This window comes from Klebsiella michiganensis (assembly GCF_002925905.1).
GTDB lineage: Bacteria > Pseudomonadota > Gammaproteobacteria > Enterobacterales > Enterobacteriaceae > Klebsiella > Klebsiella michiganensis.
Genome location: NZ_PRDB01000001.1, coordinates 637,909 through 649,764 on the forward strand (window position 1 = coordinate 637,909; position 11,856 = coordinate 649,764).

Annotated in this window: 10 protein-coding genes; 7 read left to right on the plus strand and 3 right to left on the minus strand. The window is 53.6% G+C overall.

All coding sequences use genetic code 11. From position 1 onward, the window contains the following. Positions 1–13 precede the first annotated feature (13 nt). On the minus strand, positions 14–364 hold the full coding sequence (locus tag CDA56_RS03120) for a helix-turn-helix transcriptional regulator (protein WP_025107696.1): 351 nt from the start codon (positions 362–364) through the stop codon (positions 14–16). 445 nt (positions 365–809) lie between these two features. Here CDA56_RS03120 and bamA point away from each other — a divergent pair, with 445 nt between their 5' ends. Beyond that, the gene (gene bamA, locus CDA56_RS03125) at positions 810–3,233 is read left to right on the plus strand and encodes an outer membrane protein assembly factor BamA (RefSeq protein WP_025107695.1); all 2,424 of its coding nucleotides are present in this window, start codon (positions 810–812) and stop codon (positions 3,231–3,233) included. A gap of 319 nt (positions 3,234–3,552) precedes the next feature. Beyond that, positions 3,553–3,942 carry an anti-adapter protein IraM gene (gene iraM, locus CDA56_RS03130; RefSeq protein WP_004097807.1) on the plus strand — a complete coding sequence of 130 codons (390 nt, stop codon included), beginning with the start codon at positions 3,553–3,555 and terminating at the stop codon, positions 3,940–3,942. Positions 3,943–4,098: 156 nt separating this feature from the next. Here iraM and CDA56_RS03135 read toward each other — a convergent pair whose 3' ends face one another. Beyond that, positions 4,099–4,380 carry a YjcB family protein gene (locus CDA56_RS03135; protein WP_004097808.1) on the minus strand — a complete coding sequence of 94 codons (282 nt, stop codon included), beginning with the start codon at positions 4,378–4,380 and terminating at the stop codon, positions 4,099–4,101. Between the two features lie 543 nt (positions 4,381–4,923). Here CDA56_RS03135 and CDA56_RS03140 point away from each other — a divergent pair. Beyond that, entirely contained in the window at positions 4,924–6,528 is a 1,605-nt protein-coding gene (locus tag CDA56_RS03140; RefSeq protein ID WP_025107694.1) for an EAL domain-containing protein, read from the plus strand. Here CDA56_RS03140 and soxS read toward each other — a convergent pair. After that, positions 6,513–6,842, minus strand: a complete 330-nt coding sequence (gene soxS, locus CDA56_RS03145; RefSeq protein ID WP_004097813.1) for a superoxide response transcriptional regulator SoxS — start codon at positions 6,840–6,842, stop codon at positions 6,513–6,515. The genes CDA56_RS03140 and soxS overlap by 16 nt on opposite strands. An 84-nt stretch (positions 6,843–6,926) precedes the next feature. Between soxS and soxR the strand changes: the two genes are divergently transcribed. The 4 genes from soxR to CDA56_RS03175 all read left to right on the plus strand — a co-directional run bounded on the left by soxR (position 6,927) and on the right by CDA56_RS03175 (position 11,844). Next, positions 6,927–7,385 carry a redox-sensitive transcriptional activator SoxR gene (soxR, locus tag CDA56_RS03150; protein ID WP_004097815.1) on the plus strand — a complete coding sequence of 153 codons (459 nt, stop codon included), beginning with the start codon at positions 6,927–6,929 and terminating at the stop codon, positions 7,383–7,385. Positions 7,386–7,642: 257 nt separating this feature from the next. Further along, on the plus strand, positions 7,643–8,311 hold the full coding sequence (locus CDA56_RS03155) for a glutathione S-transferase family protein (protein WP_014227554.1): 669 nt from the start codon (positions 7,643–7,645) through the stop codon (positions 8,309–8,311). A 389-nt stretch (positions 8,312–8,700) separates the two neighbouring features. Beyond that, positions 8,701–10,050, plus strand: coding sequence for an NCS2 family permease (locus CDA56_RS03170; protein WP_103815295.1), 1,350 nt, complete (start codon positions 8,701–8,703; stop codon positions 10,048–10,050). A 147-nt stretch (positions 10,051–10,197) separates the two neighbouring features. Continuing rightward, positions 10,198–11,844 (plus strand): Na+/H+ antiporter, encoded by a 1,647-nt coding sequence (locus CDA56_RS03175; RefSeq protein ID WP_004109468.1) that lies wholly within the window; start codon positions 10,198–10,200, stop codon positions 11,842–11,844. The last annotated feature ends 12 nt before the right edge of the window (positions 11,845–11,856 follow it).

Sequence of the window (11,856 nt, forward strand, 5' to 3'; positions counted from 1 at the left end):
GGAGGGGGATCCCCTATCCGGAGATACACAGGATTTTGCGAAACTGGCCAGGCGTAATCGCATAGTATCTTTTAAAGGTACGGTTAAAGGCGCTGATATCTTCATAGCCCGCCATAATACAAATATCAACGATGCGAAAAGCCGGTTTAACCTTTAATAAATCAAGGGCTAATTGCATCCGCTGTTGGCGAATATAGGCCATTGGCGACATATTAAAATAGTGACGAAACAGGCGAAAAAGATGCCATTCAGAATAGCCGGAAAAGAGGCTCAGCGCCCGCATGGTGAGCTTCTTTTCAAGATTGTTTTTTATCCATTGCACCAGCTCGCTAAGCACTGAACGCTGAATTTCATTTCGTGGCATGATATCTACTCATTTCATTATAATGGCAATCTGGCTGCATAATTTATTCACTGTCTCTTCATTTTATCTACGGGGTTATAGGTTAGTTTGTGGCTGTTCCTGGTTTATCCCAGAGAGCATCATTCCTAACAAGATCTTTTTCCCCCTTTCAATCAATGAGAAAGGGGGCTTTTTGTTTTTTTAATTAAAAAACAAAAGATGTTGAATTTTAATGTTGTCAGGAAATGCTTATCTGACTGGGTGGGAGAAGGAAAGTTCCATTAGAAAATAATTTTTTCACCATTCTCATATATCCATTTTTTCTCCATTTTCTCGTCATAATTGCGTGCAATTCTGCGCCTCGTTCAGGTTATTTAAAACGGCGTCAGAATCTGTCTGGCGCAATGAACTGCATTATTCCCAGCAGGTATCTGCTATTGCCAAATATCTTTTAGACGACACCTCCATGCTAAAAAAAACGAGTCTCATCGCCGGTCTATTGATTTCCCCTTTAACGCTTTACGCATCAACCGCCTATACGGTAGATGACATTCGTTTCGAAGGGCTACAGCGCGTTACCGTTGGCGCTGCGCTACTGAGCATGCCTGTTCATACGGGAGAAGAGGTTTCTAACGAGGATATCAGTGATTCGGTCCGCGCCCTGTACGCCAGCGGCAACTTTGAGAACGTGCAGATCCTGCGCGATGGCAGCACGCTGGTGGTGCAGGTCACAGAGCGGCCAACCATCGCTAAAATCAGCTTTTCCGGGAATAAATCCGTTAAGGATGATGCTCTCAAAGAGAATCTGGCCGCCAGCGGTATTGAAGAAGGCAGCGCGCTGGATCGCAATGCGCTCACGGAAATAGAAAAGGGGCTCCAGGATTTCTATTACAGCGTCGGGAAATATAGCGCTCAGGTCCATGCTGTCGTCACGCCGCTACCGCGTAATCGCGTTGATTTAACCTTTGTCTTTCAGGAGGGGGTATCGGCAAAAATTGCGCAAATTAATATTATTGGCAACCAGGCCTTTAGCGCAGAAACATTGCTGGACCAGCTGCAGCTTCGCGACAGCGTTCCGTGGTGGAACGTGATTGGCGATAAGAAATACCAAAAGCAAAAAATGGCGGCGGATCTTGAGACCATCCGTAGCTATTATCTCGATCGCGGCTACGCGCGTTTTACCATTAACTCCAGTCAGGTCAGTATTACTCCGGATAAAAAATCGCTGTATATCACGATCAATCTTACCGAAGGCGATCGTTATAACGTGGCCAGTACGGTCGTGACCGGCGATATGGCGCAGCATAACCAGGAAATTGAAGCGCTGGTGAAGCCTTTAGCGGGGAAATGGTACAGCGGCGCGGAAATCACGGCGGCTGAGAACAGCATTAAGACGCTGCTGGGAAAATACGGCTATGCCTGGCCGCAGGTTAATACCGCGCCGGATATTGATGAGACGAAAAAAAGCGTCGTTTTGCATATTAACGTCAATGCCGGACGCCGTTATTCGGTTCGTCAGATTCGCTTTGAGGGTAACGATACTTCCCGCGATGCGGTGCTGCGTCGCGAAATGCGCCAGATGGAAGGCGCGTGGCTGAATGACGAGAAAGTCGAGCAGGGGAAAACGCGGCTGGATCGTACCGGATTTTTTGAAACCGTCGACAAGCAGATCGTTCCGGTAAGCGGTAGCCAGGATCAGGTGGACGTGGTCTATAAGGTGAAGGAGCGCAATACCGGCTCCTTTAACGTTGGTCTGGGCTTTGGTACCGACAGCGGCGTGAGCTACCAGCTCGGCGTCACTCAGGATAACTGGCTGGGGACCGGCAATAGCGTCAGCTTCAACGGCACGCGCAACAGCTACCAGTCCTATATTGAGCTGGGAGCGACGAACCCTTACTTCACCGTGGATGGCGTCAGCCTCGGCGGCAAAATTTTCTACAACAGCTACGACGCCTCGGATGCCGATTCCGGAAGCTACAACCAGCAAAGCTACGGCGTTGGCAGTACGCTGGGATTCCCGATTAGCGAGAATAACGCCCTCAACCTTGGCCTGGACTATGTCCATAACCGCCTGACCAATATGGAGCCGGAGCTCACCACCTGGAGCTATCTTAACTCACGGGGCATCTATCCTGACGTCGTCACCAAAGACGGCGACAGCGGTGCGACCTATAGCGCCAATGACTATTTTGCCAGCGTTGGCTGGAGCTATAACAACCTCGATCGCGGTTTCTTCCCGCGGGCTGGGAATAAAAGCAGCCTGACCGCCAAGGTCACCGTACCCGGTTCGGATAACAGCTATTACAAAGTGACTTTCGATACCACCCAATATATGCCGCTGGCCGAGAGCAAAAGCTGGGTATGGATGGAGCACCTGCGCGCGGGCTATGCCGATGGGCTGAACGGCAAATCGGTGCCGTTTTACGATAACTTTTATGCCGGCGGATCGTCGTCGGTTCGCGGTTTTTCGTCGAATACGATTGGCCCAAAAGCGGCTTATTATCGTTGTAATGGTTCTGAAAGCAGCTACAGCACCTGTCCGCTGGACTCATCATCCGATGCGGTTGGCGGTAACGCGATGGCGGTGCTGAACAGCGAGTTTATTGTGCCGACGCCGTTTGTGAATGACAAATATGCCGACAGCCTGCGAACGTCGCTATTCCTCGACGCCGGTACGGTATGGAGCACCTCCTGGCAAAATACCGGCCAGACGCTGGCGGCCGGGATCCCGGACTATGGCGATCCGTCGCATATCCGGATGTCTGCCGGGATTGCGGTGCAGTGGATGTCGCCACTGGGCCCGCTGGTGTTCTCCTGGGCCGAACCCTTTAAAAAATACGATGGTGATAAAGCCGAGCAGTTCCAGTTTAATATTGGTAAAACCTGGTAATCCTGCTGCTTATTATTTGAAGGAGAGCTCGGTTCTTTGTGGTAAATGCTAAAAATAGTACCGCAGGCTACCGCTGTGGGTAGCCTGTAATTAATTGTCAGTATATTCTTATTTATGTATATTCCTGCGGGGCGCGCTTCTGGCTATTATGGTTAACCATTCATTATTAGAATGCTATATTTAAGGTAAGCCTTATTGAGTACGGGTGGTATTGAGTATTGTCTGATATCACATTATTAATCGATAACCTTGCGGTTAGCTATCATGGATGCTATCACTATATAGAGTCATTTATCAGCAATGCCAGCAAGGATAAAAAATGAAATGGACTATTCATAATACGCTTGTCTGCCCGTATTCCGGCGTGGCTTTTTCTTCGATTTCCAGCCTGCGGTTTTTAAAGTTTATTCTTTGGTATGAAGCCGACATTTTATTACTGCCGGGAGAGTCGATGAAGCTCTACTCGTCCAGCGTGTTAATTAACGAGCAATATCATGCGGTAAAGGTTTATAACATCACGCGATACGATGAAGCCCAGTGGGAGAAACTGCGGGAGCGGCCTTCTTGTCCGTATCAATCTACCGCCACGACGGCAAACGCCTGTTCTTACCAGGCGCACTGCGCAATAAAACGCTGCCCGAACAACTTTCCACGCGGGCTATTGGGCAGTCGTCCGTCGGCCAGCGGAAGCGTTATAACCAGACCATAATGGTGTCATCGCTGCGGTGTATATCGGTGATGGGTTTAGGCTGTCGCAGAGGGGGAAATCGCGGGTGGCGGTGCTGTGCACCTGTCCGGGCAACCGGTTCACCGCCGTCTGGTGGTCCGGTCAGCGACATCGGCGCCCGGATAAGGTGGGCCGACATCAGGTCATCATCATCGGCCATTCTGGCGGAGTCTGGCTCATGACTTCAATCATCACGTCCTTGATATTGCCCCAGATTTTCGCCACGTCCAGCAGCGTAATGCCTAACAGACCGGTGGCGAACCAGCAGGCTGCGGCCAGGCCCATACAGCTACAAATCACCGCTAAACCGGCATAATCGCTTTTACGTAGCTGAATGTTCAACGAGCTGGCCAGAAACATCAGCACTGCGCTCACGAGTGGCCAGCGCAAAAGCACGACACTGGTAGTAATGGAAGCCATCAACCTATCCTCAACGAAATTTGGGAGCCTTTGACAACCGGATGAGACTGACGATGGAACGGCGCTCTGGCTATCTTCAGGCAAACAAGATCGTAATGAAACAACGTTTTTGTTTCATCAGCTAATGTGAACTATATCACACTTGTTCTTTTATTCACCAGCCAAAAATGGTGTTTTCTTGCGCTTATTAGCCATGTAAATAGCAGGGTTAATAAGGAGGGCGCGGGGCTTTCTTGCAATGTGAAGGCTGATTATAAGGGATTATCGGCGGTTTTGGTTTTTTAATAAGGTTTATGTTCTGCGGATTTTATTACTTATTCTGGCTAATTATACGGATAAACCGAATGACATAGTGGAGCTAATCTCATTATGTTGAGAATGTTTCTCCAGTGGTCCTATAAGCCAGTATTATTCATAATTCATCGTCATGAGGTTTTTACGTCAAAGCGTGGGTTGCTGAGATGCTCCGTTCATATCACAGTAAGCAGAGTCATCGGGGCTGTTCACCTTGATTAAGGCGTATCGCATGGATAAAAAGCGGAAATGAATCATAGCGCGCCGCATAAGGCGTTGAGAATATTTGGCATCGTGCTGGTCATTCTGCTGCCGGTGCTGCTGGCGTTGTGGTTTGCGCAAATTCGCGCCAAAGCGGAAACCGCCGATCAGCTGAGGCTGTTTTCTCGACTGGCGCTGCAAAAAACGGAGATGGTGATTCGTGAAGCCGACGAAGCGCGCGATAAAGCCCGCTTGTATCAGGGAGCGATATGTTCACCACAGCATCAGCAATATTTGCTCGGTATTGTTCGCGGCCTGCTCTATATCGACGATTTAATCTACGCCAACGGCACCCATTTCTTCTGCTCCACTTCGGTTCGCCGCCAGACGGGGTGGCAAATTCCGGCCGCAACCTATACCAAAAAGCCGGATGTCGCGATTTACTACTACCGCGAGACCCCTTTCTACCCTGGCTATGCGATGAACTATATGCAGCGCGGCAACTATGTGGTGGTGGTTAATCCGCTCTCATACAGCGCGTTGATCACCAGCGACCGCGACCTCGCCTGGGGCGTTTTTGATACCAAAACCCACCAGTTTTTTTCCGTCAGCAAGAATGCCGACCCCGATGAGCTGCATCGCCTGATTCGCGCTGAAGCGTCTTTATTTCACCAGGATGGCCGCGTTTATACCATCGCCCATTCCACCGTTCGCCCGATAGCCGTCATTATGTCCACTTCGCGCGTCAGCTATTATCAGAATTTTTATAATCAGGTGACCCTGACGCTACCGCTGGGGCTGATTTGCAGCGTATTGCTCCTGCTGGTGTGGTCGCGCACCCGTCAGCAGTACCACTCTCCGCGGAAGATGCTGCAGCGCGCGTTAAACCGTCGTCAGCTGTGCCTTCACTATCAACCGGTTATCGATATTAAAAATAACCGCTGCGTCGGTACCGAAGCATTATTGCGCTGGCCAGGCTTTGATGGGCCGGTGATGAGTCCGGCGGAGTTCATTCCGATGGCGGAAAATGAAGGGATGATCGCCCAGGTCACCGACTATGTCATCGATGAGGTATTTTCCGACCTGGGCGAGTTTCTGGCGCGGCAGCCGCATCTGTACGTGGCGATTAACCTCTCCGCTTCCGATTTCCATTCCGCACGCTTGATTGAGCACATCAACGAGAAGATCCAGCGCTACGCGGTCAAGGCGGAACAAATCAAAATCGAAGTGACCGAACGCGGGTTTATCGACGTGGCGAAAACGACGCCGGTGATCCAGGCGTTCCGCGATGCGGGATATGAAATCGCCATCGATGATTTCGGCACCGGTTACTCCAACCTGCACAATCTTCATGCGCTCAACGTCGACGTTCTGAAGATTGATAAATCTTTTGTCGACATGCTGACGAGCAATACCACCAGCCACCTGATTGCCGAGCATATTATCCAGATGGCAAACAGCCTGCATTTAAAAATCGTGGCTGAAGGCGTCGAAACGGCAGAGCAGGTAGCCTGGCTCCAGCAACGCGGCGTGCAGTACTGTCAGGGGTGGCACTTTGCGAAAGCGATGCCGCCGCAGGAGTTCATGCTGTGGCTGGCGAATGAGCGCACCTGCCTCAGCCCCTATCAGCCGCACTATCAGGCAGAAATTTGATGGCGATAGGCGGTCGGCGTTCGGTCAAATTCGCGACGGAACACCCGCGAGAAGGTTTGCTGCGACACGTAGCCGAGATCCATCGCGATATCAAAAATAGGGCGCTGGGTGGTTCTTAGCGCTTCCGCGGCGAGCAGCAGGCGGCGCTGGCGAATGTAATCACCCAGCGTTTGATGCATCACGGCGCGGAACATCCGCTGCAGATACCATTTCGAGTATCCCGATTTTCTGGCGACTATATCAATGTTAAGTGGTTGATCGATATGTTCATCAATCCATTCAATAAGCGTTTGGATAATATCCTGATGGGACATAAAGCGGCCTCTCTCAATTCTCGATTCGTCGTTTTGTCTGCGGGCGAGTATAATTCCTCAAGTTAACTTGAGGTAAAGCGCTTTATGGAAAAGAAATCACCCCGCATCAAAATGCTGCTGACGCCCGGCGAAGTGGCAAAACGAACCGGCGTGGCCGTCTCCGCGCTGCACTTTTATGAAAGTAAAGGGCTGATCCACAGCCAGCGCAACGCGGGCAATCAGCGGCGCTACCGGCGCGACGTCCTGCGCGCGGTGGCGATCATTAAGATTGCGCAACGCATTGGTATTCCGCTGGCGACCATCGGCGACGCGTTCGGCGTACTGCCGGAAGGGCATAACCTCAGCGCCAAAGAGTGGAAGATGCTGTCGTCCCAGTGGCGGGAGGAGCTGGACCGGCGCATTCATACCCTGACCGCGCTGCGCGATCAGCTTGATGGCTGTATCGGCTGCGGCTGTCTGTCGCGTCGCGACTGCCCGTTACGCAACCCGGGCGATAAGCTGGGTGAAGAGGGGACCGGCGCGCGATTGCTGGAGGATGACTAAAAAACTAAAGCGCCACAACAGGGCGCTTTAGTTGTTTTCCGGTCTTGGTCTTTCGCACTATCCCGCTGGTACGCAGGAGGGTTTCCCCCGACGTCGGCTCACCTCAGTATTGCGCAATCTTTGATGGAGGTTCCGGTTTGCGCCGACAATTTAAGTGTGGCTCTTTTCTCTGAATTTGCCTCTTCAGTTTGCCGAAAAATTCCCGGCATCCGCCGCCTGTTCCTATAGTTAATTTGAACAAACAGCGGGAGAGGCCCATGTTAACGGTACATCATCTCAATCAGTCACGATCGCAGCGCGTGTTATGGGCGCTGGAAGAGCTGCAGCTGCCTTATCAGGTTGTCTCTTATCAGCGTGGCAAGGATATGCTCGCACCGGCGGAATTAAAAAGCGTTCATCCGCTGGGTAAATCGCCGGTGGTTGAGGATAACGGCCACATTCTGGCGGAGTCCGGCGCCATTCTGGAATATTTACAGGAAACCTATGATAGCGCCCGGCGCTTAAAACCTGAGTCGGTGGAAGATAAGCTGCAATATCGCTTTTGGCTGCACTACGCCGAGGGGTCGCTGATGCCCCTGCTGCTGATGAAGCTGGTGTTTGCCAGCCTGGGCAAACCGCCGGTGCCGTTTGGTATGCGCACGCTGGGTAATGCGTTGGGCAAGGGGGTACAGAAGGCCTGGCTTAACCGCCAGGTGGACACCCATGCCCGCTTTATTGAAGCGCACCTTTCCCGCCAGCGCTGGTTTGCCGGCGCTGAGCTGAGTATGGCCGATATTCAGATGAGCTTTCCCGCGATGGCGCTGCTGGCGCGCGGCGGCGTGGAGAATTTACCCCATCTGACGCAGTGGGTTCAGCGCGTGGAGCAGCGCCCGGCCTGGCAAAAAGCGGTTGAGCGCGGGGGGCCGTTCACCTTACCCGGCGAATAAACTATTACTAAAGCCGATGACTGGGGAAAATTGCTATCAGCGCAATACAAAAATGTTACCGGATTGCGCATGGACGATAACGTTTGCGCATCGGCTGGTTATTTCCTGAACGTCATAAGCGAAATTTAGCGAAATACGACAAACTTCAGTTGAAAAGGCCCGTCTAAAGGCTGGATAATCGTTTGCCTTTTTATTTTGCTCATCATTTCCTCTGCTGGCAGAGGGGAGCAAAGTCATTCTTCACACCGTACTGTATGCGCGGAGTTAAACGTTTGCTTTTTCGCGGCCCCTGGCGCTGCGATGTAGCACAAGGAGATCGCGTTTAGCTGGCAGTGGATGGTCCACCACGCATTCGGACGAACGATAAAAATTCTCAGGGGAAGTTTTCTATGTCTACGCCTTCAGCGCGTACCGGCGGTTCATTGGACGCCTGGTTTAAAATTTCTGCTCGCGGCAGCACCGTGCGTCAGGAAATCGTTGCCGGTCTTACCACCTTCCTGGCGATGGTTTACTCCGTCATCGTGGTGCCGGGTATGCTCGGCAAAGCGGGTTTTCCACCGGCTGCGGTATTTGTTTCCACCTGTCTGGTTGCCGGCGTCGGCTCGCTGGTGATGGGGCTGTGGGCGAACCTGCCGCTGGCGATTGGCTGCGCCATCTCGCTGACCGCGTTTACCGCCTTTAGCCTGGTACTGGGTCAACAGATCAGCATTCCGGTCGCGCTGGGCGCGGTGTTCCTGATGGGTGTCCTGTTCACCGTGATCTCCGCGACCGGTATTCGTAGCTGGATCCTGCGTAACCTGCCGCAGGGCGTGGCGCACGGTACGGGGATTGGTATCGGTCTGTTCCTGCTGCTGATTGCCGCCAACGGCGTGGGCCTGGTGATTAAAAATCCGCTGGATGGTCTGCCGGTGGCGCTGGGTAATTTTGATAGCTTCCCGGTGATTATGTCGCTGGTCGGGCTGGCGGTGATTATCGGCCTCGAAAAACTGAAAGTGCCGGGCGGTATCCTGCTGACGATTATCGGCGTCTCGATTATCGGCCTGATTTTCGATCCTAACGTTCACTTCTCCGGTATCTTCGCCATGCCGTCGCTGAGCGACGATAAAGGCAACTCGCTGATCGGTAGCCTGGATATCGTGGGCGCGCTGAACCCGGTGGTGCTGCCAAGCGTGCTTGCGCTGGTGATGACCGCGGTGTTTGACGCCACCGGAACCATCCGCGCGGTGGCCGGCCAGGCGAACCTGCTGGATAAAGACGGGCAGATTATTAACGGCGGCAAAGCGCTGACCACCGACTCCCTGAGCAGCGTCTTCTCCGGCCTGGTCGGGGCGGCGCCGGCGGCGGTGTATATCGAATCCGCTGCCGGTACTGCGGCGGGCGGCAAAACGGGCCTGACGGCAGTGACCGTCGGCGTGCTGTTCCTGCTGATCCTGTTCCTCTCTCCGCTCTCGTATCTGGTGCCGGCTTATGCCACCGCGCCGGCGCTGATGTACGTCGGCCTGCTGATGCTGAGCAACGTGGCGAAAATCGATTTCAACGATTTCGTCGACGCGATGGCGGGCCTGATTACCGCGGTCTTTATCGTGCTGACCTGCAACATCGTGACCGGCATCATGATCGGCTTTGCGTCGCTGGTGATCGGTCGTCTGGTGTCCGGCGAATGGCGTAAGCTAAACCTGGGTTCGGTGATCATCGCCGCGGCGCTGGTTATCTTCTACGCCGGCGGTTGGGCGATTTAACTTTTCCTGCTAACAACGGGCGGCTTTGGCCGCCCGTTTAATTTTTAAGCCACATCCTGTTTCCTTTTGCGTTAATCTGAGTAGCGTATTATGCCGAGACATGACGCCTCAGATGTAAAAAAAAGACACGCAGCAAACAGGGAACACATGGAAATATTCTTTACCATACTCATCATGACCCTCGTGGTCTCTCTCTCCGGGGTGGTTACACGCGTACTGCCCTTTCAGGTTCCACTCCCCTTAATCCAAATTGCCATCGGCGCGCTGTTGGCCTGGCCTACCTTCGGATTGCACGTTGAATTCGACCCCGAACTCTTTCTGGTTCTGTTCATTCCGCCGCTGCTTTTTGCCGATGGCTGGAAGACGCCAACCCGTGAGTTCATAGAGCATGGACGGGAAATTTTCGGTCTGGCGCTGGCGCTGGTGGTGGTAACGGTGGTCGGTATTGGCTACCTCATCTACTGGATCGTGCCGGGTATTCCGCTGATTCCGGCTTTTGCTCTGGCGGCGGTTCTGTCGCCAACGGATGCCGTGGCGCTGTCGGGAATTGTCGGCGAAGGGCGCATTCCGAAAAAAATAATGGGCATTTTGCAGGGCGAAGCGCTGATGAACGATGCCTCCGGCCTGGTCTCCCTGAAGTTTGCCGTTGCGGTGGCGATGGGCACCATGGTCTTTACCGTCGGCGGCGCGACGGTGGAGTTCTTCAAGGTGGCGGTCGGCGGTATTCTCGCGGGCTTTGTGGTCAGCTGGCTGTACGGGCGCTCGATGCGCTTCCTCAGCCGCTGGGGCGGCGATGAACCGGCAACGCAAATTGTGCTGCTGTTCCTGCTGCCGTTCGCCTCTTATCTGATCGCGGAGCATATCGGCTTTTCCGGGATCCTGGCGGCGGTCGCCGCGGGGATGACCATTACGCGTTCCGGGGTGATGCGCAGCGCGCCGCTGGCGATGCGCCTGCGCGCCAACAGCACCTGGGCGATGCTGGAGTTCGTGTTTAACGGCATGGTCTTCCTGCTGTTGGGCCTGCAGCTGCCGGACATTCTTTCCAGCTCGCTGGTGGCCGCAGAAGCGGATCCCAACGTCGAAACCTGGATGCTGTTTACCGATATCATTCTGATTTATGCCGCCCTGATGCTGGTGCGTTTTGGCTGGCTGTGGACGATGCGCAAACTGAGCCAGCGTTTCCTGAAAAAGAAACCGATGGAGTTCGGCTCCTGGACCACGCGCGAGCTGCTGATCTCCTCCGTCGCCGGCGTTCGCGGGGCGATTACCCTTGCCGGTGTACTGTCTATTCCTCTGCTGCTACCGGACGGCAACGTCTTCCCGGCGCGCTATGAGCTGGTGTTCCTCGCCGCCGGGGTGATTCTGTTCTCACTGTTCGTCGGCGTGATTGTGCTGCCGATTCTGCTGCGCCATATCGAGTCGACCGACCATGTCCAGCAGCGCAAAGAGGAGCGTCTGGCGCGGGCCGCTACGGCGGATGTGGCGATTGTCGCGATTCAGAAAATGGAAGAGCGTCTGGCTGCGGATACCAAAGAGAATATTGATAATCAGCTGCTGACCGAGGTCAGTTCGCGGGTGATTGGTAACCTGCGTCGTCGCGTTGATGGCCGCAACGATGTTGAAACGTCGATGCTGGAGGAGAGCCTCGAACGCCGGTTCCGCCTGGCGGCGCTGCGTTCCGAACGCGGTGAGCTGTACCACCTGCGCGCCACCCGGCAGATCAGCAACGAGACGCTGCAGAAGCTGCTGCACGACCTCGATCTGCTGGAAGCGCTGCTTATAGAAGATCAGTAACGCCGTACCTGT